The 23535-nt window shown below is 61.4% G+C and carries 20 protein-coding genes; 12 read left to right on the forward strand and 8 right to left on the reverse strand.

What is annotated here, in order from left to right:
• Positions 1–2: 2 nt before the first annotated feature.
• Both gacA and RG836_RS13855 read right to left on the reverse strand, forming a co-directional pair.
• Positions 3–644: a response regulator transcription factor GacA gene (gene gacA, locus RG836_RS13850; protein WP_310846262.1), complete on the reverse strand. Its 642-nt coding sequence runs from the start codon at positions 642–644 to the stop codon at positions 3–5.
• Positions 645–777: 133 nt separating this feature from the next.
• Positions 778–1191 carry a GNAT family N-acetyltransferase gene (locus RG836_RS13855; protein WP_310846544.1) on the reverse strand — a complete coding sequence of 138 codons (414 nt, stop codon included), beginning with the start codon at positions 1189–1191 and terminating at the stop codon, positions 778–780.
• Positions 1192–1852: 661 nt separating this feature from the next.
• Between RG836_RS13855 and RG836_RS13860 the strand changes: the two genes are divergently transcribed.
• Complete coding sequence (locus RG836_RS13860) at positions 1853–2938, forward strand: 3-deoxy-7-phosphoheptulonate synthase (protein ID WP_310846265.1); 1086 nt, start codon at positions 1853–1855, stop codon at positions 2936–2938.
• Positions 2939–2998: 60 nt separating this feature from the next.
• On the opposite strand, the gene RG836_RS13865 is transcribed toward RG836_RS13860, so the two are convergent.
• Positions 2999–4003 carry a hypothetical protein gene (locus RG836_RS13865; RefSeq protein ID WP_310846268.1) on the reverse strand — a complete coding sequence of 335 codons (1005 nt, stop codon included), beginning with the start codon at positions 4001–4003 and terminating at the stop codon, positions 2999–3001.
• A gap of 436 nt (positions 4004–4439) precedes the next feature.
• Here RG836_RS13865 and RG836_RS13870 point away from each other — a divergent pair, with 436 nt between their 5' ends.
• From RG836_RS13870 to hbdH, 9 genes are all read left to right on the forward strand, one after another.
• The gene (locus RG836_RS13870) at positions 4440–5321 is read left to right on the forward strand and encodes an esterase/lipase family protein (protein WP_310846271.1); all 882 of its coding nucleotides are present in this window, start codon (positions 4440–4442) and stop codon (positions 5319–5321) included.
• 94 nt (positions 5322–5415) lie between these two features.
• Complete coding sequence (locus tag RG836_RS13875) at positions 5416–5697, forward strand: peptidylprolyl isomerase (protein WP_310846274.1); 282 nt, start codon at positions 5416–5418, stop codon at positions 5695–5697.
• A gap of 136 nt (positions 5698–5833) precedes the next feature.
• Positions 5834–7702 carry an extracellular solute-binding protein gene (locus RG836_RS13880; protein WP_310846277.1) on the forward strand — a complete coding sequence of 623 codons (1869 nt, stop codon included), beginning with the start codon at positions 5834–5836 and terminating at the stop codon, positions 7700–7702.
• Positions 7702–8763, forward strand: a complete 1062-nt coding sequence (locus tag RG836_RS13885) for a microcin C ABC transporter permease YejB (protein WP_310846279.1) — start codon at positions 7702–7704, stop codon at positions 8761–8763. Before RG836_RS13880 ends, RG836_RS13885 begins: the two co-directional genes overlap by 1 nt.
• Positions 8763–9785, forward strand: coding sequence for an ABC transporter permease (locus RG836_RS13890; protein WP_310846282.1), 1023 nt, complete (start codon positions 8763–8765; stop codon positions 9783–9785). The genes RG836_RS13885 and RG836_RS13890 overlap by 1 nt, the downstream gene beginning before the upstream one ends.
• Before the next feature lie 13 nt (positions 9786–9798).
• Positions 9799–11373 (forward strand): ABC transporter ATP-binding protein, encoded by a 1575-nt coding sequence (locus RG836_RS13895; RefSeq protein WP_310846285.1) that lies wholly within the window; start codon positions 9799–9801, stop codon positions 11371–11373.
• Between the two features lie 145 nt (positions 11374–11518).
• The gene (locus RG836_RS13900) at positions 11519–12928 is read left to right on the forward strand and encodes a sigma-54 interaction domain-containing protein (protein ID WP_310846288.1); all 1410 of its coding nucleotides are present in this window, start codon (positions 11519–11521) and stop codon (positions 12926–12928) included.
• A 274-nt stretch (positions 12929–13202) separates the two neighbouring features.
• Positions 13203–14594 carry a GntP family permease gene (locus tag RG836_RS13905; RefSeq protein WP_310846291.1) on the forward strand — a complete coding sequence of 464 codons (1392 nt, stop codon included), beginning with the start codon at positions 13203–13205 and terminating at the stop codon, positions 14592–14594.
• Between the two features lie 7 nt (positions 14595–14601).
• The gene (hbdH, locus tag RG836_RS13910) at positions 14602–15375 is read left to right on the forward strand and encodes a 3-hydroxybutyrate dehydrogenase (RefSeq protein ID WP_310846294.1); all 774 of its coding nucleotides are present in this window, start codon (positions 14602–14604) and stop codon (positions 15373–15375) included.
• A gap of 107 nt (positions 15376–15482) precedes the next feature.
• Here the strand turns inward: hbdH and RG836_RS13915 are convergent, their stop codons facing one another.
• Entirely contained in the window at positions 15483–16619 is a 1137-nt protein-coding gene (locus tag RG836_RS13915) for a PilT/PilU family type 4a pilus ATPase (protein ID WP_310846298.1), read from the reverse strand.
• Between the two features lie 134 nt (positions 16620–16753).
• On the opposite strand from RG836_RS13915, the gene RG836_RS13920 reads away from it, so the two are divergent.
• Positions 16754–19291, forward strand: coding sequence for a PAS domain-containing hybrid sensor histidine kinase/response regulator (locus tag RG836_RS13920; RefSeq protein ID WP_310846301.1), 2538 nt, complete (start codon positions 16754–16756; stop codon positions 19289–19291).
• A 54-nt stretch (positions 19292–19345) separates the two neighbouring features.
• Positions 19346–19621: a peptidylprolyl isomerase gene (locus RG836_RS13925; protein WP_310846304.1), complete on the forward strand. Its 276-nt coding sequence runs from the start codon at positions 19346–19348 to the stop codon at positions 19619–19621.
• A 166-nt stretch (positions 19622–19787) separates the two neighbouring features.
• On the opposite strand, the gene RG836_RS13930 is transcribed toward RG836_RS13925, so the two are convergent.
• The 4 genes from RG836_RS13930 to RG836_RS13945 form a co-directional block, all read right to left on the reverse strand.
• Complete coding sequence (locus RG836_RS13930; protein ID WP_310846307.1) at positions 19788–20711, reverse strand: sugar kinase; 924 nt, start codon at positions 20709–20711, stop codon at positions 19788–19790.
• Between the two features lie 117 nt (positions 20712–20828).
• Positions 20829–22046, reverse strand: a complete 1218-nt coding sequence (locus tag RG836_RS13935; protein WP_310846309.1) for an amino acid deaminase — start codon at positions 22044–22046, stop codon at positions 20829–20831.
• 39 nt (positions 22047–22085) lie between these two features.
• The gene (locus RG836_RS13940) at positions 22086–22850 is read right to left on the reverse strand and encodes an IclR family transcriptional regulator (RefSeq protein WP_310846312.1); all 765 of its coding nucleotides are present in this window, start codon (positions 22848–22850) and stop codon (positions 22086–22088) included.
• Positions 22851–23135: 285 nt separating this feature from the next.
• Positions 23136–23525, reverse strand: a complete 390-nt coding sequence (locus RG836_RS13945) for a RidA family protein (RefSeq protein ID WP_310846315.1) — start codon at positions 23523–23525, stop codon at positions 23136–23138.
• Between the last annotated feature and the right edge of the window lie 10 nt (positions 23526–23535).

Consider the following 23535-nt stretch of genomic DNA (forward strand, 5'->3'; position numbering starts at 1 on the left):
GTTCAGAGGCTGGCGTCGACCATGCCATGCCGAACCGCCAACAGCGTCAACTCGACATCACTGCTGATCGAAAGCTTTTCGAAGATGCGGTAACGGTAGGTGTTCACGGTTTTCGGGGACAGGCACAACTTATCGGAAATGATCTGGACCTTCTGGCAGCCAACGATCATCAGGGCGATCTGGATCTCACGCTCGGACAACGCGTCGAACGGCGAGTCATTGGTCGGCTGGAACGATTTGATCGCCAATTGCTGGGCAATCTGCGGGCTGATGTAGCGCTGGCCGGCGAACACCAGGCGAATCGCCTGGACCATCTCCGCCAAACCGGCGCCTTTGGTCAGGTAGCCGGCGGCGCCTGCCTGGAGCAGCCGCGTTGGGAACGGGTCCTCCTCGCACACGGTCACGGCGACAACCTTGATATCAGGGTGACTGCGCAACAGCTTGCGCGTGGCTTCAAGACCGCCGATGCCAGGCATTTTCACGTCCATCAGGACCACGTCCGGCTTCAACTCGCGGGCCTTGAGCAGGGATTCTTCCCCGGACTCAGCCTGGCCGACTACTTGCAGGCCATCGATGTCAGCCAGCATTCGTGTAATACCTGTACGAACGAGATCATGGTCATCGACTACTAGCACCCTAATCAAGCAGACACCTCGCGATTAAGTCTTATTGGGTTGCCGGACACCTTAGCAAAAAGCAACTGGCAGACCTAGCGGCAAGCCGCGAATATAAAGTTTGGATACATCATTCAGCGCTTGCTCTGCGTGGCTTTCAGCGCTATGACCGGCCAGCCTCACGCTGCATCATCAAGAAGCAGTCATCATCGCCCACCACCACGAACCCCGAGCGACGGTACAGCGCCTGGGCCGGGTTGTTTTTAAACACCGTCAGGCGCAAGGCTGACCGCCGAAGCTCGCAGGTCCGGGCCACGACCGCCTCGATCACCCAGGCGCCCGCGCCCTGCCCGCGGTACTGCTCTTGGACTTGCAGCTCACGAATATAGACTGCTTTGGCGTCGCGACTGAGGCTGCAAAAACCCAAGCGGGCGTCGCTCCGCAGAATGATCCAGTTCTCTCTGCCCGACCATGCCTGATCGAATGCTTCGTCCAGCCATAGTAGATCGTACTCAATGTAATAGCGCAGCATGTTGTCGCGCGTCAGGTTTCGAGCGAACTCCATATCATGCGCCATTGCCGGGCGTAACTGAAAAGCGGCTTCCAACTGTGTGAGTCTCCGTTCACGTGCGTGGCGCGATGGGAACCGGGCAACCTGCGTGATTGTGCTGCCTGGGCTGGAGCTATAGTCCATCTCCTTCATCCGCGATAGCAATTACTGATTGAATCGACCCGCCGGGCTCGAGTAAGCTCCACGCATTCCACCGGAGAAACGCCATGTTGAACGCCCCTTCTCAGCTTCATACCGCCAGCGCTCCGCGCTCGGTTGCGGCTGCACGGGCGAACAACGCGATTGCTCCCGTCAGCTTTTATTTTGGGTATTGGTTTAGCCACTGGCGCGCCTGATACCCCCAAGGCGCCCACTTCAAACGGGTCGCCACCAGAGAATTCTCAACCCCCGGTCGGCCTCCCGACCGGGGGTTTTGTTTTTTCAGCCTTATCATTTTTGCAAGACCAGACATTCAGAGGATTCACGCCATGAACTACGCCACTTATTACCGTTACGACAGTTTTACCGCTTGGCGATTTACCAGCCTCCGCTCGGGACAGCCTGCCGCCTCCGATCGGTCACCCCATTGTGGCAAGCACACACACGCAGCCAACCCGGCCAATTGTCGAACACCCCAGTAGGGCCGCATGCGCGGGAATAACGCGCCGTCCGCCCAGGAATCCTGAATATGAACTCGTCCGTCTCCGCTCTGCCACTGTCCACGCTCAGCCCTGCCAATGAAGCGCTGACCTTGCGTCTGCCCAGCTCCTTGCAGCTCAAGCAGCAATTGCCGCTCACCACTGCCCTCGCCCAGCAAGTGGCCGCCCACCGCCAAGGGGTTCGCGCCATTCTCGACGGTGAAGACTCCCGTCTGCTGGTGGTTGTCGGTCCCTGCTCCATCCATGACTCGCAATCCGCCCTCGAATACGCCACCCACCTGGCCCGCCTCGCCGCCGACGTCAGCGATCAAATGCTGCTGGTGATGCGCGCTTATGTCGAAAAGCCCCGCACCACCGTGGGCTGGAAAGGTCTGGCGTACGATCCGCACCTCGACGGCAGTGATGACATGGCCACAGGCCTGACGCTGTCACGTGAGCTGATGCGGGAAATGCTGCGCTTGGGCCTGCCGATTGCCACCGAGTTGTTGCAACCCATGGCCGCCGGTTACTTCGACGATTTACTGAGTTGGGTCGCGATTGGCGCCCGGACCACCGAATCGCAGATTCACCGGGAAATGGCCAGTGGCTTGAACATGCCCGTGGGTTTCAAGAACGGCACCGACGGCGGTGTTGCCGTCGCCAGTGACGCCATGCGCTCGGCGGCGCATCCGCACCGGCATTTCGGCGTTGACAGCCAGGGTCACCCGGCAATCATCCAGACTCCCGGCAATCCCGACACTCATTTGGTACTGCGAGGCGGCCACCGTGGTCCGAACTTCGACCGGCAGAGCGTTGCGCAGGTGCAGACCGACCTCGAAAAGCTGAAGATTCCGGCTCGCATCATGGTCGATTGCAGTCACGCCAACAGCAGCAAGAACCCGCTGCGACAACCCGCCGTGTTCAACGACGTGCTTGAGCAGCGCCTGCAAGGCAATACCGCGCTGATCGGCATGATGCTCGAAAGCCATCTGTTCGAAGGCTGCCAGCCGCTGAGCCCTTCTCTGCAGTACGGCGTGTCGATCACCGATGGGTGCCTGGGTTGGGAGTCCACCGAGACGTTGCTGCGCGAAGCGGCCGAGCGGTTGCGTGAGCGAACCAATATCCAACTCGCCTGAGCGCGCCCATTCCGGCGGTCTACCCATCCGAACCAAAGGAAGGGCAGACCGCAATGGCGGTTACTCGGCAGCGACCTCCTCCTGCGCGTCCACCTCGATGTAAACCACGTCAGACGCCTGGGACACATCATCCAGTCGCCCTATCACATAGGACACACCGACGCGCAAGCCTTGGTGCTCTTCCCAGAAACTCAGCGGAACAGTAAACCGCATCGGCTTGCCGACCATGCTCTCAGTGACTTCCCGTTCATCGCGATGGCTGAAGAATTGCCCGTCGCATTTCAGATAAACCATCTCCCCCGCTTCGATGTCGCCGCCATCCACCACGATCGAGATGCCATCCTGCGCATCCATCAAGGCCAGCCGCCCTTCATCGGAGGCCAGCACCCGAGCCAGCGGCAGCGCCTGCCTTTCCAGAGCACCGATCAGCACTTGGCCGGTTTCAGAACGGCGCGCCGGCAGGCCCATTTGCTCTACCACATAGCTGAAGCTCACTTCGCCGCCGAGGTTGGGCACGATATAAGAGGCATCGACCCAAAATGAAATCTCACTCCCTACTGAATAGGATTCGATGATCAGCGTGTCAGTGAAACTGGCCACCGTGGTCGCCCCCTTCCAACTGAATGACACCTTGTCGCCGCAGGCCATTCGCGCATAAGGCCTTACCGTCACCCGCACGCCTTCATTCACCCGCCGAGGATCGAGGGCGCAGCCGACCGTCCGCTCGACTCGGGCGGGCAGCAGATCACGCCGCACATCACCGACGTCGATACACAATCGTTCGGAATCCACCGGGATGACCCGCGAGGCGCTGTCCAGCGAATAGAATACCTCCAGCGAGCCGCCATCGATCGCATCGATGTGCTCGGCCGCAACGATGAACAACACGTCCTTGTCGACCTGGCCACTGCTGACGAATGCTTCTGCCTCATGAAGGTAGCGTTGACCTTCATCGTTCAAGCCCACCCAGAACATCACCAGCCGATCACCGCAGGCCATGCCCGCGTAGGGTGCGATCCGCACCGTCGCGAAGCTTAGGCCGGGATCGAGCACGCCATCGACCATCGGTTCCAGCACAGGTGCTGGCAAATCGACCCAAGGGCCACCCCAGTGAGCTTCTTCACACAGTTGATCACAGCACTCATTCATGTTCATTCAAACGCTCCAGTCCTTGGATAAAACAACGCTGCCCCAACGTGGATTGCCATGTCGAGCAGCGCCTATTCAAGCGTAAGCACCGTGGCTCGCGCTGTCAGACAAACCCGACACAGCCACTTGGCAAAGGGTATTTAACGAGTAGGAAGAACCCAAGCGTTGGCCGGCAATCCTGGAGAGAGATGTCAAAATGTTCCGAGAAAGACTGCCAGACCCGCTGACTTTTCGTACAAAACATATTCATATTTCATCTTGGGAATGTGGTTTTTTCAGACATCCCGCAACCAGCAGCCTGCATTAGAGTGACGTCGCGGCCCCCGCAAACTCTTTTGAAAAAGGTCAGGACATGCAACGGAATGCAACAACGCAATACCCCCTCCTGCTGGTTCACGGTTTGTTCGGCTTCGACCGCATCGGAAGCCAGGAACACTTCCACGGCATCAGGCAGGCGCTTAATAACGCTGGCGCGCAAGTGTTTGTGCCTTATCTGTCGGCGGTGCAGTGCAATGAAACCCGCGGCGAGCAGTTGCTGCAGCAAATCGATCGGGTGCTCAGCGGCACCGGCGCCGACCGGGTTAATCTGATCGGCCATAGCCAGGGCGCTTTGACCTCCCGCTACGCGGCGGCCTTGGCCAGTAAGAAGGTGGCGTCGGTGACCTCGGTCAGCGGCCCGAATCATGGTTCGGAGCTGGCAGACATCCTGCGCCAGGCGCTGATTCCCGGACGTCTGTCCGAGCAAGTGGCCAGCGCCGTCGCCACCTTGTTTGCCGAATGGCTGTCATTGCTGAGTGGCCACGCCGGTCTGCCGCAAAACGCCATCGCCGCTCTGACGGCGCTCACCACCGAAGGCGTCAAGGCGTTCAACGGCAAATACCCTCAAGGGTTGCCCGATACTTGGGGCGCAGAAGGTCCGGAACTTGTCAATGGCGTGCGCTACTACTCCTGGAGTGGAACCCTGCAAGGCAGCCTGCTACGCGAAGGCAAAGCCGTGCTGGACCCGATGCATTTATGCTGCCGCGCGCTGTCGCGATATTTCACGGTGGAACGGGAGCAAAACGATGGTCTGGTCGGCCGTTTCAGCTCGCACTTGGGCAAGGTCATCCGCTCCGACTACCCACTCGACCACCTCGACACCCTGAATCAGACCGCCGGTCGGGTGCGCAAAGAGGTCGACCCGGTCAACCTGTATGTAGAACACGCCGAACGCCTGCAAATGGCCGGCCTTTGATCGTCGGCCGCCCCTCAAACGGAACTTTGACGGGAAATAGCCTACTGAATCCGGTAGGCTCGACACCTTAATCAACACCAATGGAGTTTTTCCCATGCCTAAAGCCACTGCCCGCCACATCCTGGTTTCCAGCGAAGACAAGTGCAACGAACTCAAGGCCCAGATCGAAGGCGGTGCTGACTTCGCCGAAGTCGCCAAAGCCAATTCGTCGTGCCCGTCCAGCCGTCAGGGCGGCGACCTCGGTTCCTTCGGCCCGGGCCAAATGGTCAAGGAGTTCGACACCGTGGTATTCAGCGCACCGATCAACGTGGTGCAAGGTCCGGTCAAGACCCAGTTCGGTTATCACCTGCTGGAAGTGACCAGCCGTCAGGACTGATCTCTCCGCGATTTCTCACGCAACGGCCCGCCTTCTTCTGGTGGGCCGTTGTGTTTTGATGACGTAGACGGCTGGCGACCGACGCGCGGCTAGCGTACAAATCGTGGTTTCGATCACCCGGCTTTTAAGGCTGACAATGCGACTGGCTTTCCCTCTTTCGATTTTCACTGCCGCGGCCCTGCTGCTAAGCGCCGTTGGTGTGATCGCTGCACCGCAACATGCGATGACTGTGTATGGCGAACCGGCTAAATACCCCGCCGGCTTCAGTCACTTCGACTACACCAATCAGCGGGCGCCCAAGGGCGGCAGCATGCGCCGCTCGGCCATCGAGATCGGCCACTTCGATCACGTGCTGCCTTATATAGACAAAGGTATCGGCGTCAGCCAGCTCGACGGCATGATCTACTCGCCACTGGCTCAGCGCTCGCTCGACGAGCCCTACACCGTTTACGGCCTGGTGGCGCAGAGCATGGAGCGCGCCGAGGATGGCTTGTCCCTGCGCTTCAATCTGAACCCCAAGGCGCGTTTTGCCGACGGCACTCCGATCACGGCCGAGGACGTGCGTTACACCTTCAATCTGCTGATGACCCAGGGCAGCCTGCGCTATCGCACGCAATTTGCCGACGTCAAGGACGTTATCATTGAAGGGCCGCGCACCGTGCGCTTTGACTTCAAGAGCAACGAGAACCGCACCTTGCCGCTGGACGTCGCGACATTGCCGGTGTTTCCCGAGCACTGGTGGAAAAACCGCGATTTCGCCAATGGCGGCGGTTACGAGCCACCGCTGGGCAGCGGACCTTACCGCGTGGGCAAGGTCGACTCCGGGCGCAGCATCACCTTCGAGCGCGACCCGACCTGGTGGGGCAAGGACCTGCCGGTCAGCCGTGGCCTGTACAACTTTGATCATTTCAGCATCGAATATTTCGGTGACACCGACGTCGCCCGTCAGGTGCTGCGCGGTGGCGCCTACGATTACAACCGTGAGTTCTCCGCCACCGGTTACTCGATTGGCTACGACAGCCCGGCCCTGAAAGACGGCCGCCTGCGCAAATCCCACCTGGCCAAGGACGCTCCACAACCGGCCCAAGGGTTTGTGTTCAACTTGCAAAACCCGATCTTCACCGACCGTCGCGTGCGCCAGGCGCTGGCCATGCTCTGGGATTTCGAGTGGAGCAACCGGCAGATGATGCGTGACATGTACATCCGCCAGCAGAGCTTTTTCTCCAACACCGACCTCGCCGCGCGGGAACTGCCGGACGCCGACGAGCTGGAGATTCTCGAACCCCTGCGCGGGCAGGTTCCGGACGAGGTCTTCGATAAGGTATTCCAGGCGCCAAAGACTGACGGCAGCGGCCTGATCCGCGACAAGCAGTTGCAAGCCCTGGAGTTGCTCGAGCAAGCCGGCTGGAAACCCCATGGCGATGAGTTGGTGAACGCGGACGGTAAACCACTGAGCTTCACCTTTCTGATCAGCCAGAACGGCATGGACCGCTTGCTGCTGCCGTACAAACGCACGCTCAAGCAAATCGGCATTGACCTGAACATTCGTCGCATCGACTCCTCGCAGTATGTCAATCGCTTGATGTCCCGAGACTACGACATGATCGTCACCGGTTACCCGGTCACTGCATCGCCGGGCAGCGAGCTGTACAACTATTTTGGCTCGGCGGCCGCCACCGACCCCGGTTCCAACAACTACATGTCGCTGAAAAACCCCGCCGTCGACAAACTGGTCGACGGTCTGGTTCACGCCGACAACCAGGCTGACATGCTGCGCTACGCCCACGCGCTGGACCGCGTGCTGCAATGGAATTACTACTGGATTCCCAATTACTTCCCGCCGGGCACCTCGACTGTCTGGTGGAATCGCTTCGGCATTCCCAACGTGCAAGCCGCCAATGACGAAGCCATCGACAGTTGGTGGGAAGTCAGCCGCACGCCCCTGACCAACGAGCAAATGACCTCCGAGCTGATCAAGCGCGGCAGCCCCGGAGGGCCACACTGATGTGGACTTACATCCTGCGGCGTTTGCTGCTGATCATTCCGACCCTGGTGATCATCCTGCTGGTCAACTTCGTCATCGTTCAAGCCGCGCCGGGCGGCCCGGTGGAACAGGCCATCGCGCACCTGCAAGGGATTGGCGGCAGTGCGGTGGGCGGTGGCTCCAGCGAGTCCACGGGCGGCAGTTCGCGCGCCAGCCGCGGCCTCGACCCGCAACTGATCAAGGACATCGAAAAACAGTACGGCTTCGACAAACCGGCGCCGGAACGCCTGTGGCTGATGCTCAGCAGCTACGCCCGGCTGGACTTCGGCAAGAGCTTTTTCCGTGGTGCCACGGTCACCGACCTGATCCTCGAGAAAATGCCGGTGACCATTTCCCTCGGCTTGTGGGCGACGTTGATCACCTACCTGGTCTCGATCCCGCTGGGCATCCGCAAAGCGGTGCACCACGGTAGCCATTTCGATATCTGGAGCAGTACTGCGATCATCATTGGCTATGCGATGCCGGCGTTCCTGTTCGCGATGTTCCTGATCGTGGTCTTCGCCGGCGGCACCTCGCTGAACTGGTTTCCGGTGCGCGGCCTGGTCTCGGACAACTTCGATTCGCTGTCGACCTTGGGCAAGGTCACCGACTACTTCTGGCACCTGGTGTTGCCGGTCACGGCGCTGGTGATCGGCGGGTTCGCCACCCTGACCATCCTGACCAAAAACTCCTTCCTCAACGAGATCACCCGGCAATACGTGGTCACCGCGCGGGCCAAGGGTTTGAGTGAGCGACGGGTGCTGTACGGGCACGTGTTCCGCAACGCGATGCTGCTGGTGGTATCCGGGATTCCCCAGGCATTCATCAGCGTGTTCTTCGCCGGTTCGCTGCTGATCGAGGTGATTTTCTCCCTCGATGGCTTGGGCCGCATGAGCTACGAAGCCGCGGTCTCCCGGGACTATCCGGTGGTGTTCGGCTCGCTGTTCATCTTCACCCTGTTCGGCTTGCTGATAAAACTGGTGGGTGACCTCTGCTACACCCTGGTCGACCCGCGTATCGACTTCGCTGCGAGGAACGCCTGATGCTCAAGCTCTCGCCGTTGGGCCGTCGCCGCTTCGAACGCTTCAAGAAAAACCGTCGCGGCTGGTGGTCGCTGTGGTTGTTTATCGGCCTGTTCCTGCTGACCCTGGGTGGCGAACTGATCGCCAACGACAAGCCGCTGATGGTCAGCTATCAGGGCGAATGGTATTTCCCGGCGCTCAAGCGCCACACCGAGCAGGAGTTCGGCGGGCAACTGCCGTTCCAGGCTGACTACCGCAGCGACTACGTGCAGCAACTGATCCGCAAGGACGGCGGCTGGCTGCTGTTTCCGCCGATCCCGTTCAGCGATGACACACCAAACTACGACTTGAACAAACCGGCGCCGAGCCCGCCCAGCAGCGTCAATTGGCTGGGCACCGACGACCAGGCGCGGGACGTCGCGGCCCGGGTGATCTTCGGCGCCCGAGTTTCGATCCTGTTTGCCCTGGCCCTGACATTTATCAGCGCGCTGATCGGCATCGCCGCCGGCGCCTTGCAGGGCTATTACGGTGGCTGGGTCGATTTGCTCGGGCAGCGGATTCTAGAGGTCTGGTCCGGGTTGCCGGTGCTGTACCTGCTGATCATCCTGTCGGGTTTCGTCGAGCCGAACTTCTGGTGGCTGCTGGGGATCATGGCGCTGTTTTCCTGGCTGGCCCTGGTGGACGTGGTGCGCGCCGAGTTCCTCCGTGGACGCAACCTGGAATATGTCAAAGCCGCGCGGGCCCTGGGCCTGACTGACCGCAAAGTGATCGTGCGGCACATTCTGCCGAACGCGATGAACGCCACCCTGAGCTATTTGCCATTCATCCTCACCGGGGCGATTTCGACGTTGACGGCGCTGGACTTCCTTGGCTTCGGCATGCCCGCCGGCAGTGCGTCCCTGGGCGAGTTGATTGGCCAGGGCAAGCAAAACCTGCAAGCGCCGTGGCTCGGCCTCACGGCGTTTTTCACCCTGGCGCTGATTCTTTCTTTATTGGTGTTCATCGGCGAGGCGTTGCGCGACGCCTTCGACCCTCGAGCTTGAACGGAGCCACGACATGAACCTCATCGAAATCCGTGACTTGAGCGTGGCCTTCAATGGCCAGACCGTGGTGCGCAACCTGAGCCTGGACATTCGTCCCGGCGAATGCCTGGCCCTGGTAGGCGAGTCCGGTTCGGGCAAATCGGTGACCGCGCATTCGATCCTGCAATTGCTACCCGAATGCGGCACGGTGAGCACCGGCAGTGTGCGCTATCGCGGCAAAGAGCTGCTGGGCGCGGACAGCAAGACCCTGCGCGAACTGCGCGGCAACCGCATCGCGATGATCTTCCAGGAGCCGATGACCTCGCTCAATCCGCTGCACAGCATTGAAAAGCAGATTGGCGAAACCCTGTTGTTGCACAAAGGCCTGGGCGGCAAAGCAGCGCGCAAGCGCACTCTGGAGCTGCTCGACCTGGTGGGGATCAAGAAACCGGAAGAGCGACTCAAGGCCTATCCGCATCAGTTATCCGGCGGCCAGCGGCAACGGGTGATGATTGCCATGGCCCTGGCCTGCGAGCCAGACCTGTTGATCGCCGACGAGCCGACCACCGCCCTCGACGTCACTGTGCAGCGCAAAATCCTGCTGTTGCTCAAATCCCTGCAACACCGCCTCGGCATGTCGCTGCTGCTGATCAGCCACGACCTCAATCTGGTGCGCAGCATCGCCCAACGGGTGTGCGTGATGAAGGCCGGGGAAATCGTCGAACAGGCCGATAGTGAAGACCTGTTCGAACACCCAAAACACCCTTATAGCTGCGTGCTGCTCAACGCCGAGCCGGAGGGCGAGGCCCTGCCCCGTGATGAGCGCGAAGACGTATTGCAAGTGGATAACCTGCGCGTCACCTTCCCCCTCGGCGGCGGGCTGTTCCGGCGCAAGCGCTACTTGACCGCCGTCGATGGCATCAGCCTCAACCTGCAGCGCGGCAAGACTCTGGGCATTGTCGGCGAGTCCGGCTCGGGCAAGTCGACCCTCGGCCAGGCGATCCTGCGCCTGCTGGATTCCGAAGGCAGCATCCGCTTCAACGGCGAAGCCCTCGACAGCCTTACGCAGAAACAACTGCGACCGTGGCGCAAGCAGATGCAGGTGGTGTTCCAAGACCCGTTTGGCAGCCTCAGCCCCCGGATGTCGGTGCAGCAGATCATCAGCGAAGGGCTGGAAGTGCACAGCCACTCCAACCCGACTGAGTGCGAAGCCAAGGTCATCCGCGTGCTTGAAGAAGTCGGCCTCGACCCGGCCAGCCGTCACCGCTATCCGCACGAGTTTTCCGGCGGCCAGCGCCAGCGCATCGCAATTGCTCGCGCCCTGGTGTTGAAACCGGCGCTGATCCTGCTCGACGAACCGACCTCGGCCCTCGATCGCACCGTGCAAAAACAAGTGGTCGCCCTGCTGCGCCAGCTCCAGGAAAAACATGGCCTGACCTACTTGTTTATCAGTCACGACCTGGCGGTGGTGCGAGCCCTGGCCCACGACCTGATCGTGATCAAGGACGGCCAAGTGGTCGAAAGCGGCGCCAGCCATGACGTGTTCGATTCGCCGCAGCACCCGTACACCAAGGAGCTGTTGGCGGCGGCCCATCCGGGCGGGGCATAATCTGCGCCACACGCGGAATCGAGTCGCTATCTTCAAGCAGGCTCGCTCCCACAAGGGATTTTCAGTGTTCACAAGCCCCCTGTGGGAGCGGGCTTGCCCGCGATGAGGCCCGCCCAGGCACCACACCTTTCGGATCAACCCCAAGATGACCACCCCCGATAGCCTCAAGGATTACCAACGCGTCCGGTTGCTGGCGATCCGCTCGCTGTTCGAAATCATCGAGCAGTCCAGCGAGGGCACGGTGATTGTCGACCGTGACGCCAATATCGTCTGGATGAACGAGCGTTACGCCCGGCGCTTTGGCCTGGAATCCGCCGCCGGGGCGATCGGCAAGGCTTGCGAAAGCGTGATCCCTGGCAGCCTGCTGCGCGAAGTGGTGCGCACCGGGCGGCCGATTCTGCTGGACATGCAGGACACACCGAAAGAGCCACTGGTGGTGATGCGCTTGCCGATCCACGACGATGCCGGCGAGGTGATCGGCGCCATCGGTTTCGCGCTGTTCGACGAGTTGCGCAGCCTGTCGCCGATGCTCAAGCGCTACCAGAGCATGCAGCAGGAACTGGCCTCGACCCGCTCGCTGCTGCGGGCGCGGCAGAGCAAGTACAACTTTGCGCACTTTATCGGCACCAGCGCCGCCAGCCTCGAAGTCAAACGCCGTGCCCGGCGCAGCGCCAGTGCTGAATCTCCGGTGCTGCTGCTGGGTGAAACCGGCACCGGCAAAGAGCTGTTGGCCCAAGCCATCCACGGCGCCTCGCCACGGGCGCATAAAGCTTTTGTCAGCATCAATAGCGCGGCGATTCCGGAAGCGTTGCTTGAAGCGGAATTCTTCGGCACCGCGCCAGGCGCTTTCACTGGCGCTGATCGCAAGGCCCGCCCCGGCAAGTTGCAGATCGCCCAGGGCGGCACCTTGTTTCTCGATGAAATCGGCGACATGCCATTGCCGCTGCAAAGCAAATTGCTGAGGGTGTTGCAGGAAAAAGAATACGAACCGGTCGGCTCCAACGAAATGTTGCAGAGCGATGTGCGGGTAATCGCCGCCACGTCCACTGACCTGGAAGCAGCGATCAAACGCGGTGAATTCCGCGCCGATTTGTATTACCGCCTCAACGTCCTGCCAATCCACGTTCCCCCGCTGCGCGACCGCCTCGACGATGTGCCCGCGCTCAGCGAAGCCATCCTTGAAGAACTGCGCAGCCAGCACGAACTGGATCGCGAAGCCTTGGACCTGCTCAGACAGCACGCCTGGCCGGGCAATATCCGCGAGCTGCGCAATGTGCTGGAGCGGGCAGCGCTGCTCAGCGATGACCTGATCCTCACCGCCAGCGAGATGCGCGCGGCGATTGGCACCTTCACGCCGGTGCAACGGGGACTGAACGTCGAACCGCTACCCGAGGAAACATTCAGCCAGGCGCGGGAACGGTTTGATCGACAGTTGATCGAGAATGCCTTGGCGCAATGCGCGGGCAAAGTCCCGCAGGCAGCGGCGCGGCTGGGGCTTGGGCGGTCAACTTTGTATAAGAAGATGGTGGCGTTGGGGATTGCCGAGTCTCAATAAAGAGACATGAGTCTCTAGCGGAAGACAAAGCAAAAGCTTCGCGAGAAGGCTCGCTCCCACAGATGAATTCGCTCAAATGTGGGAGCGAGCCTGCTCCCGAAGAGGCCATCAGCATCGGCAACAGTCTCATAAAAGAGACAACCCGCAACCCATCCACCCTAAAAAACCCGATAAACCCATATATTTCAAAGCCTTATGACGATGGCACGATCCTCGCTATAGCCCCTTCCTACACCGTTTCACCACAAAAATAACAATCTCCAGGAGACACACCATGAGTGTGATCATTGCCTTGGCGGCCCTTGCGCTGCTGATGCTCGCTGCTTACCGTGGCTATAGCGTTATCCTCTTCGCCCCCATCGCCGCCCTCGGCGCTGTCTTGCTCACCGATCCGTCCGCTGTCGCCCCTGCGTTTACCGGGGTGTTCATGGACAAAATGGTCGGTTTCATCAAACTGTATTTCCCAGTGTTCCTGCTCGGTGCGGTGTTCGGCAAGCTGATCGAGCTGTCCGGCTTCTCGCGCTCGATTGTGGCCGCCGCGATCAAGCTGCTCGGCACTCGCCAGGCCATGCTGGTGATCGTGCTGGTCTGCGCCCTGCTCACCTACGGCGGCGTGTCGCTGTTTGTGGTGGTGTTCGCGGTTTACCCGTTTGCCGCCGAGATGTTCCGCCAGAGCAACATTCCCAAGCGCCTGATCCCGGCGACCATCGCCCTCGGCGCGTTCTCGTTCACCATGGATGCCCTGCCCGGCACTCCGCAGATCCAGAACATCATCCCCAGCACTTTCTTCAACACTACCGCGTGGGCTGCACCGTGGCTGGGGGTGATCGGATCGATCTTCGTGGTCTGCGCCGGCATGCTGTTCCTCCAGCGTCAGCGCAACAAAGCGCAACTGGCCGGCGAAGGCTACGGCACCGAGCTGCGTAACGAGCCGGAAACCGCTGAAGACATCAAGCTGCCTAACCCGTGGATCGCCCTGTCGCCGTTGCTGGCGGTGGGCATCATGAACCTGCTGTTCACCCAGTGGATTCCGCAGTGGTATGGCAAGACCCACAGCCTCGCGCTGCCCGGCATGGCCACCCCGGTCACCACCGACATTGCCAAACTCACGGCCATCTGGGCGGTGCAGGCGGCGCTGTTGATCGGCATCCTCATGGTTCTGGCATTCGGCTTCAAGGCGATCCGCAGCAAACTCGCCGAAGGCAGCAAAAGTGCGGTCAGCGGCGCTTTGCTGGCGGCGATGAACACCGCCTCGGAATACGGTTTTGGCGCGGTCATCGCCTCGCTGCCGGGGTTCCTGGTGCTGGCCGACTGGCTCAAGCAAATCCCTAATCCACTGGTCAACGAAGCCGTTACCGTGACCTTGCTGGCCGGCATCACCGGCTCGGCGTCGGGCGGCATGAGCATCGCCCTGGCGGCGATGTCCGAGCAATTCATCGCAGCCGCCAACGCGGCGAACATTCCGCTGGAAGTGATGCACCGCGTGGCCGCCATGGCCAGCGGCGGCATGGACACCCTGCCGCACAACGGCGCGGTGATCACCCTGCTGGCGGTGACCGGGCTGACGCACCGCGAAGCCTACAAGGACATTTTCTGTATTACGCTGATCAAGACCCTGGCGGTCTTTGTTGTGATTGGCACTTTCTACGCCACTGGCATTGTGTGAGGTATTCATGACCACTCTTACAGGCAAGACCGCACTGGTCACCGGCTCCACCAGCGGCATCGGCCTGGGCATCGCGCTGAGCCTGGCCAAGGCTGGCGCCAACCTGATTCTCAACGGTTTCGGTGACGCCTCCAAGGTGATCGCCGAAGTCCAGCAGTTCGGCGGCAAGGTCGGCCATCACCCGGCGGACGTCAGCGACGTGGCGCAGATCGCCGACATGCTCGACTACGCCGAGCGTGAATTCGGCGGCGTCGACATCCTGGTCAACAACGCCGGCATCCAGCATGTCGCCGCCGTAGAAGACTTCCCCGCGGAACGCTGGGACTCGATCATCGCCATCAACCTGTCGTCGGTGTTCCACAGCACGCGCCTGAGCCTGCCGGGCATGCGCGCCAAAGGCTGGGGCCGGATCATTAACATCGCCTCGGTGCACGGCCAGGTCGGCTCGGTCGGCAAAGCGGCGTACGTCGCGGCCAAACACGGGGTGATTGGCCTGACCAAAGTGGTCGGCCTGGAAACCGCCACCAGCAACGTCACCTGCAACGCGATCTGCCCGGGCTGGGTGCTGACGCCGTTGGTGCAAAAGCAAATCGACGACCGCGCCGCCAAGGGCATTGACCCGCAACAGGCGCAGCATGACTTGCTCGCCGAGAAACAACCGTCGCTGGAGTTCGTCACCCCGCCGCAACTGGGCGAACTGGTGCTGTTCCTGTGCAGCGAGGCCGGCAGCCAGGTACGCGGCGCGGCGTGGAATATCGACGGTGGGTGGTTGGCGCAGTAAGCTTTCGGAGCTCTTGGGCTATTGATTCCGTGGCGAGGGAGCTTGCTCCCGCTGGAGGCCGAAGGACTCCCTAGAACATCACTGCCACTGACAGTTCGGATCGAGTGTCAGTCTGGAGCATTGTCATCGACCAAGCCCCAGTTAGCCGTGCCGTTGCTCGTTGAAGCCGGCGCGGCTACCCCTCCTTCGCGAAACAGCTTCAATCTCAACCGCAGGTTATTGGTCGAATCGGCAAACTTCAGCGCCTCTTCTTCGTCGATCGCGCCTTCCGCCACCAGGCCGAACAACGCACCGTCAAAGGTCTGCATGCCCTGGGCCGAGGATTTTTCCATGATGGTCTTGAGTTCGCCGAAATCATTGCGGCGGATCAGGTCGGCGATGGTCGGGGTGCCCAGCATTACCTCCACCGCCGCCCGGCGCTGGCCGTCGCGGCTGCGTACCAGGCGTTGCGAGACGAAGGCCTTGAGATTATTGGCCAGATCGTTGAGCAACTGCGGCCGGCGCTCTTCAGGGAAGAAATTGATGATCCGGTCCAGCGCCTGATTGGCGTTGTGCGCATGCAGCGTCGACAGCACCAGGTGCCCGGTGTCGGCGAAACTCAGCGCGTGTTCCATGGTTTCGCGGTCGCGGATTTCGCCGATCAGTACCACGTCCGGTGCCTGGCGCAGGGTATTTTTCAGCGCCGCGTGAAAGCTGCGGGTGTCGACCCCGACTTCACGCTGGTTGACGATCGACTTTTTGTGGCGATGGATGTACTCCACGGGGTCTTCGATGGTGATGATGTGGCCGCTGGCGTGGCGGTTGCGGTAATCGATCAGCGCCGCCAGCGACGTCGATTTGCCCGAACCGGTGGCGCCGACCAGCAGCAGCAGTCCCTGCTTGAGCATGATCGATTGCAACAGCACCGGCGGCAGCTTCAAGTCTTCGAAGCGTGGGATGTCGAGCTTGATGTTGCGCGCAACGATCGACACGTCATTGCGCTGCTTGAACAGGTTGAGCCGGAAGCGGCCGACCCCGGGCAACGAGACCGCCAGGTTCATTTCCAATTCCCGATCGAACTCGGCGCGCTGTTCGGCGTCCATGATGGACGCGGCCAGTGCAGCCACCTCGCCCGGTTTGAACGGCACGCTGTTGAGCGGCTTGATCACGCCCTCGAAGCGCGCACAGGGCGGGGCCCCGGTCGACAGATACAGATCCGATCCATTCTGGCTGGCCAGAATTTGCAACAATGCAGCGATTTCCATGGCAAAAAGCACCCGGCAAGCATTCAATGAACCCATTGACCCTGATCGTGTGACGGCAGCAACACTGACCAAGGTCGTCTGACCTGCAAGCATAGTAGACGCCCTCACACTGATTCGAGACCAGGACACCTGTAATGAATGCAACACCCACCGGCAGCGATGCCCAGGCCCTGATTGCCCGCCTCGACTGGGACAACCACCCCCTGGGTGCCCCCGGCAGTTGGCCGCAGAGCCTGCGCACGGCGGTGGACATCGTGATTCACTCGCCGATGCCGATGTTGCTGCTGTGGGGTCCGCACCTGTCGCAAATCTACAACGACGGCTTCGCGCTGCTGTCTGGGAGTAAACATCCGCACGCTTTCGGACAACCGACGCACCAGATATGGCCAGAACTTCGCGACTTTACTGACCCTATCTACAGCGCCGTCCTACAAGGCCAGGTGCGAACCTACAGCGAACAGCGTTTTACCCTGCAACGGGACGGTAAGGATTCCGACTTCTGGCTGGATTTGACCTACAGCCCGATTCGCGATGAAAACGCCAACGTCTCCGGCATCCTGGTCACCGCTATCGAAACCAACGAACGCCGACGCCTGGCGCTGGAACTCAAGCAACGCTCCGACGCCAACCTCAAGGCCAAGCAGGAAATCGAAGAGCGCCTGCAACTGGCGCTCGCCGCCACCGACGCGGTGGGCACCTGGGACTGGGACATCGGCGAGGATCGCTTTATCGCCGATGCACATTTCGCACAGCTGCACGGTATCGACCCGGCGCGCTCCGGCCAATTGCCGATCAGCGACTACCTGCAAGGCGTGCATCCCGAAGACCGCGCGCTCATCGCCCGCGGGATCAAGGACTGCATCAGCCAGGGCAGCGAATACGCCGAGGAATATCGCCTGCTGCAACCGGACGGCGAGGTGCGCTGGGTGTTCGCCCGCGGACGTTGCTACAAGGACCACCATGGTCGGCCGATCCGCTTCCTCGGCGCCGCCCTCGACCTGACCGAACGCAAACTCACCGAGCAGGCCTTGCGCCAGAGCCAGACCGAGTTGCAGTTGATCATCAACGCCATGCCGATCCTGATCAGCTATGCCGACCGCGACGAGCGTTTCCGCCTGAACAACAGCGCTTACCTCGACTGGTATGGCCTGACGCCGCAAGAACTGTACGGCAAGACCATTCGCGAAGTGCTCGGCGAAGCGCCCTACCTGGACCGCGCCGAATACATCCAGGCGGCCCTTGCCGGCCGGCCCTGCAGCTTCAGCGCCGCCGCGCCACACCGCGACGGTAGCGTTCGCCACGCCCTGATGAACTACCTGCCGCGCTTCGGCCCGGACGGCGCGGTCAACGGTTTTTATATCTTTGTGATCGACGAAACCGAGCGCAAGGAAACCGAAAAAGCCCTGCTCAATCTCAATGAAACCCTGGAAGAACGGGTCGCCGCACGCACCCGGCAACTGGCCGAGGCCAACGAGCGTCTGCAGAACGAGATGATCGAGCGTGAACGCGCCGAGGACGCCCTGCGGCATGCGCAGAAAATGGAAGCGGTCGGCCAGCTCACCGGTGGCATCGCTCACGACTTCAACAACATGCTGACTGGCATCATCGGCAGCCTGGACCTGATGCAGCGCTACATTGCCAACGGTCGCGCCGATGAGATCGGCCGTTTCACCGAGGCCGCCGTGTCCTCCGCCAACCGCGCCGCCGCCCTCACCCATCGCTTGCTGGCGTTCTCCCGCCGGCAGTCGCTGGACCGCAAGCCGCTCAACGTCAATGAACTGGTGCACTCACTCGAAGACCTCCTGATGCGCACCACCGGCGATCACATCGAGCTCAAGCTGCAACTGGCCGAGGATCTGTGGCCGGTGAGCACCGACGTCAGCCAACTGGAAAATGCCCTGCTCAACCTGGCCATCAATGCTCGCGATGCCATGCCCGACAGCGGCACCCTGTTGATCGAAACCGCAAACATCTACCTCGACGGCAACGACATCGACACCCTGGAGCCGGTCAAGGCTGGCGACTACGTGATGATTGCGGTGAGCGATAACGGCAGCGGCATGACCGCGTCCGTGCTGGCCAAGGCTTTCGATCCGTTCTTCACCACCAAGCCGATCGGCCAGGGCACGGGGCTGGGCTTGTCGATGATCTACGGGTTTGCCCAGCAATCCGGCGGCCATGTCAGTTTGTCCAGCGTACCCGGCCAAGGCACCAGCGTGCGCCTCTACCTGCCACGGCTGCGGCTGACGCCCGAACCGGACGGCCTGGCACCGCTCGACGCTGAGCCGCCGGCGGCACTGGCCGGGGAAGCGGTGATGGTGGTGGAGGACGATCCGGCGGTGCGTATGTTGGTACTCGATTTGCTCCACGAGCTGGGTTACCAGGCCCACGAAGCCGCCGATGCGAGCGCGGCACTGCCGCTGTTGGAGTCAGACCTGCGGGTCGATTTGCTGGTCACCGACGTTGGCCTGCCGGGCATGAACGGCCGGCAACTGGCGGAAATTGCCCGCCAGCACCGGCCGCAGCTCAAGGTGCTGTTCATGACCGGTTATGCGCAGAAAGCCGCCGAGCGCCAGGGCTTTCTCGAGGAAGGCATGGACATGGTGGCCAAGCCGTTTTCCATCGAGCTGCTGGCCAACAAGATTCGCACGATGATCAACCATTCCTCGTGAGTTGAGGCATAATCCCGCGCCCCGCCGCCGCCACCGTTATCAGGTCACCGTCAGATGAAAGCCCAAGCCCGCCATATCCTGGTGAAAACCGCTGAAGAAGCCGAACGGCTCAAGCAACGTATAGCCAAGGGCGAGGCGTTCGATGTACTGGCCAAGAAGTTTTCCACCTGCCCCTCCGGCAAGCGCGGCGGCGACTTGGGCGAAGTGCGGCCAGGGCAGATGGTCGGGGTGATTGACGCGGTGATCTTCAAAAAACCACTGCGCGTGGTGCACGGGCCGATCAAGAGCAAGTTCGGTTATCACCTGGTGCAGGTGTTTTATCGAGATTGAGGTGTTGGCTTTAGCGCTAGCCCTGGTTTTGGTTTTGGTTTTGGTTTTAGCTCTAGCCCTGGTATTGGCCTTGGCTTCTAGCTTTTGTGGTGAGGGGGCTTGCCCCCGTTGGGCCGCGCAGCGGCCCCAATACCCACTGACTCGGTTTATCAGCCCCACCACATGCTCAGGTTTTGGGGATCAACGCCCCTGGCACCTGAATCACTTGGCTGGCCAGGCGATGCCCGGCCTCGGCCGCTTGCGCCGGGGTGCCGCCCTTGAGCCGACTGGCCAGGTACGCCGCGCTGAACGAATCCCCCGCCGCCGTGGTATCCACCACCCGCTCGACCTTCTGCGCGGGCACTTCAAACAGCTCGCCCGCGCAACGAATCAAACACGATTCACTGCCGCGCTTGAGCACCACTTCCGGCGTGCCGATCTGTTCGTAAGCAGCGAACACCGCATCGCAGTCGGCGAAGTGAAACAACGCCTGCTCGTCGTCAACCGTCAGCAGCGCGATGTCGACGTAGGGCAGCACACTGCGATAAGCGGCGCGCGCCACTTCCAGCGAGGCCCACAGGCGTGGACGGTAGTTGTTGTCGAAGACAATCCGCGCACCGCGTTGCCGCGCCTCAATCAGCACACCGATCAGCCTCTTTCGGCCCTCTTCGCCTAACACGGCGAGGGTGATGCCGCTGAAATACAGCATGTCGTAATCCGGCAGCGCGGCCAGGGTCGGCTCGGCCGCCGGGGTGGTGAAGCAGTCACGGACCGCCGCTTCGTTGCGCCAATACAGGAAACGTCGCTCGCCGGCGGCGTCGGTCTGGATGCAGTACAAGCCCGGCAGGCGCCCCGGCAAACGCTGGACCCGGCTCAGGCCAATACCTTCGGCGGCCCAACTGCGGCACATGGCGTCGCTGAAGCTGTCATCGCCCAGCGCGGTGACGTAGTCCACCGAGGCCTGCCCGCCCATGGCGCGGGACAGGTACACCGCGGTGTTCAACGTGTCGCCGCCGAAACTCTGTTGCAGGCTGCCGTCGGCGCGGTGTTGGAGTTCGATCATGCACTCGCCGATGAGGGCGATGCGTGGGGAATTCGGGGTGGTGTTCATTGTTTTAGTTCTCAGCGTCTGGCAGGGCGCGTTCGCCAGCAGGCTGGCTCCCACGGGGAAACACATTCCAATGTGGGAGCCAGCCTGCTGGCGAACGCCGCACCTCGGTCTAAAAGCTTAGAAACAGGTTTCCATGCTTTCGATGACATTCATCTGTTCATCCACCAGCAAACCGACGCGCCACTTATCGAACGTCAGGCACGGGTGCGAGGTGCCGAAGGAAATGATGTCGCCGATGCGCAATTCAACACCCGCCGGCACGGTCATGAACGCATGCTGGTCCATCACTGCCGTGACGGTGCAGGCGCTGACGTCATCGCCCACGGTCGGCACCACGCCGGCCTTGTAGCGCAGCAGCGGCACCGGCAGGCCTGCATCGAACGCCACGTCGCGCTTGCCCAGGGCGATCACCGCAAAACCCGGCTCCGGCATCGATTGCACATGGGCCCAGACTTCCAGCGCCGGACGCAAACCTTCGTGCAAATCGCTGCGACGGTCGAGCACGCAGCATTGCGCTTCTTTGTAAATGCCGTGGTCGTGGGCCACATAGCTGCCGGGGCGCAGCACGCTGAGGAAACGTCCGGCGGCGTTTTGCGCTTCGAAGGATTCGGCAATCAAGTCGTACCAGGCCGAACCCGACGCCGTGACAATCGGCTTGCCGATGGCGAATGCGCCGCTGTCCTGCAAACGCACCGCCAAACGCACCAGCGACGCGGCGAATTCCCGAATGCCGGTCACGGCCTGATCGCCGTGGATCACCCCTTCGTAGCCCTCGATACCGGTCAGCGCCAGCGCCGGTTGCGCTTGAATGGCTTTGGCCAGATCGAGCACTTCCTGCTCGCTGCGGCAACCGCAACGGCCGCCGACCACGCCGTATTCGATCATCACGTTCAGACGCACGCCGCGCGAGGCGAAATAAGCGCCGAGGTCGGCGACGTTGTCCGGGTGGTCGACCATGCAGTAGAAGTCGAAGCTTGAATCCGCCAGCAGGTCGGCGATCAGCGCCATGTTCGGCGTGCCGACCAGTTGGTTGGCCATCAACACCCGGCGCACACCGTGGGCATACGCCGCGCGGGTCTGGGTCGCGCTGGCCAGGGTAATGCCCCAGGCGCCGGCGTCGAGTTGCCGACGAAACAACGCCGGGGTCATGCTGGTTTTGCCGTGGGGCGCCAGTTCGGCACCGCTGTTGCTGACGAAGTCCTGCATCCAGCGAATGTTGTGTTCCAGCGCGTCGCGATGCAGCACCAGCGCCGGCAGGCTGACGTCGCGGGCCAGGTTGGCGCCGGGTTGGGCGGCGCCTTTGTCCACGACAGCGGTAAGGTTGGCAGAAGACATGGTGAAACTCCTCATCCACGCGGCCGTGATCAGCCGCTGTTATTCATTGATACGACGGGCCAGGTTGTTCGCACTGTCGATCAGCACCCGGCGGTAGTCGTTGTAGTTGTTCTTGGCATCGGCCCGAGGGGCGACGATGCACAGGGTCGCGATGGCCACGCCGCTGGGGTCTCTGACCGGTGCGGCGAAGCAATGGGTGAAGGTGTCGGCAATGCTGTCGAAGGAGAAAAATCCGTCGAGGCTGGCCTGGCGAATTTCACCCAGAAACTGTTCCAGCGGCAGGCGTTCACCGTTGGGCAAGATAAAGTCGTCGCGGTCGATCAGGTCGACGATCTGCTGGTCGCTCAAGTGCCCCAGCAACAGGCGTCCGGAGGCGGTCCAGGGAATCGGTGCGTCTTCGCCGATATCGGAAGAAATGCGGAAATGCCGCGCGCCCTCCTTCATCAGCGCCACGGTGTATTTACGGCCGTTGAGCAGACACATCTGCGCGGTTTCGTGGGTCTGGTCGACGATGTCCTGCAGGGCGTGATCGGCCTCGCGGGTCAGGTCGAAGTGACGCAAATGCGCCTGGCCGAGGAAGTACAACTGCCGACCGAGGTAGACGTGGCCGTCCTTGCCCACCGGTTCCAGGATTCGCCGTTCAAGCAGCGAGGCCACCAGTTCGTAGACCGTGGACTTGGGGCTGCCGATGCCGCTGGCGATTTCGTTCGGGCGCAGCGGCTGGCCGATCTCCTTGAGGAAATCGAGGATATCGAACGCCCGGTCCAGACCACGGGCCCGGCGCTTGATGGTGTCTTCGGTCATGTCAGTGGGTTCCCATTCAAAGTGCCGGGAGTTTAACCAGAGTGCTGCGGTGACTGTTAGGCCGCCATCGCTGGCAAGCCAGCTCCCACAGGTTTCAAGGGTGCCGCTGATTGCTCATCCGGCAGATCCTGTGAAAGCCAGCTCCCAGAGGTTTCAAGGGTGCCGCTGATTGCTCATCCGGCAGATCCTGTGAAAGCCAGCTCCCAGAGGTTTCAAGGGTGCCGCTGATTGCTCATTCGGCACACACTGTGGGAGCGAGCCTGCTCGCGAAGCCGTCAACGCGATTCAGGCCTTTTTCTTGTACGCGATGCAGTCAATCTCCACCTTGCAGTCGACCATCATGTTCGCCTGCACACAGGCCCGCGCCGGGGCGTGTTCGGGTTTGAAGTATTCCGAGAACACCTTGTTGAAACTGGTGAAATCCCGCGGATCTTCCAGCCACACACCGGCACGCACCACATCTTCCAGGCCATAACCGGCTTCTTCGAGAATCGCGATCAGGTTCTTCATGGTCTGGTGGGTCTGTTCGACGATGCCGCCTGTGATGATCTCGCCATCCCGCGCTGGCACTTGCCCGGACACGTGCAGCCAGCCATCGGCTTCAACGGCGCGGGCGAAAGGGCGAGGCTGACCGCCAGCGGCGGTGCTGCCAGTGCCGTAACGAGTAATGCTCATGGGTGTTTCT

The organism is Pseudomonas rhizozeae (genome assembly GCF_031583775.1).
Lineage (GTDB): Bacteria > Pseudomonadota > Gammaproteobacteria > Pseudomonadales > Pseudomonadaceae > Aquipseudomonas.

Bases quoted from the DNA above. Each gene is read 5' to 3' on its own strand.
- RG836_RS13855 (WP_310846544.1), bottom strand. From the start codon at position 1,191: ATGGCGCATGATATGGAGTTCGCTCGAAACCTGACGCGCGACAACATG.
- RG836_RS13860 (WP_310846265.1), top strand. From the start codon at position 1,853: ATGAACTCGTCCGTCTCCGCTCTGCCACTGTCCACGCTCAGCCCTGCC.
- RG836_RS13865 (WP_310846268.1), bottom strand. From the start codon at position 4,003: ATGGTCGATGGCGTGCTCGATCCCGGCCTAAGCTTCGCGACGGTGCGG.
- RG836_RS13870 (WP_310846271.1), top strand. From the start codon at position 4,440: ATGCAACGGAATGCAACAACGCAATACCCCCTCCTGCTGGTTCACGGT.
- RG836_RS13875 (WP_310846274.1), top strand. From the start codon at position 5,416: ATGCCTAAAGCCACTGCCCGCCACATCCTGGTTTCCAGCGAAGACAAG.
- RG836_RS13880 (WP_310846277.1), top strand. From the start codon at position 5,834: ATGCGACTGGCTTTCCCTCTTTCGATTTTCACTGCCGCGGCCCTGCTG.
- RG836_RS13885 (WP_310846279.1), top strand. From the start codon at position 7,702: ATGTGGACTTACATCCTGCGGCGTTTGCTGCTGATCATTCCGACCCTG.
- RG836_RS13890 (WP_310846282.1), top strand. From the start codon at position 8,763: ATGCTCAAGCTCTCGCCGTTGGGCCGTCGCCGCTTCGAACGCTTCAAG.
- RG836_RS13895 (WP_310846285.1), top strand. From the start codon at position 9,799: ATGAACCTCATCGAAATCCGTGACTTGAGCGTGGCCTTCAATGGCCAG.
- RG836_RS13900 (WP_310846288.1), top strand. From the start codon at position 11,519: ATGACCACCCCCGATAGCCTCAAGGATTACCAACGCGTCCGGTTGCTG.
- RG836_RS13905 (WP_310846291.1), top strand. From the start codon at position 13,203: ATGAGTGTGATCATTGCCTTGGCGGCCCTTGCGCTGCTGATGCTCGCT.
- hbdH (WP_310846294.1), top strand. From the start codon at position 14,602: ATGACCACTCTTACAGGCAAGACCGCACTGGTCACCGGCTCCACCAGC.
- RG836_RS13915 (WP_310846298.1), bottom strand. From the start codon at position 16,619: ATGGAAATCGCTGCATTGTTGCAAATTCTGGCCAGCCAGAATGGATCG.
- RG836_RS13920 (WP_310846301.1), top strand. From the start codon at position 16,754: ATGAATGCAACACCCACCGGCAGCGATGCCCAGGCCCTGATTGCCCGC.
- RG836_RS13925 (WP_310846304.1), top strand. From the start codon at position 19,346: ATGAAAGCCCAAGCCCGCCATATCCTGGTGAAAACCGCTGAAGAAGCC.
- RG836_RS13930 (WP_310846307.1), bottom strand. From the start codon at position 20,711: ATGAACACCACCCCGAATTCCCCACGCATCGCCCTCATCGGCGAGTGC.
- RG836_RS13935 (WP_310846309.1), bottom strand. From the start codon at position 22,046: ATGTCTTCTGCCAACCTTACCGCTGTCGTGGACAAAGGCGCCGCCCAA.
- RG836_RS13940 (WP_310846312.1), bottom strand. From the start codon at position 22,850: ATGACCGAAGACACCATCAAGCGCCGGGCCCGTGGTCTGGACCGGGCG.
- RG836_RS13945 (WP_310846315.1), bottom strand. From the start codon at position 23,525: ATGAGCATTACTCGTTACGGCACTGGCAGCACCGCCGCTGGCGGTCAG.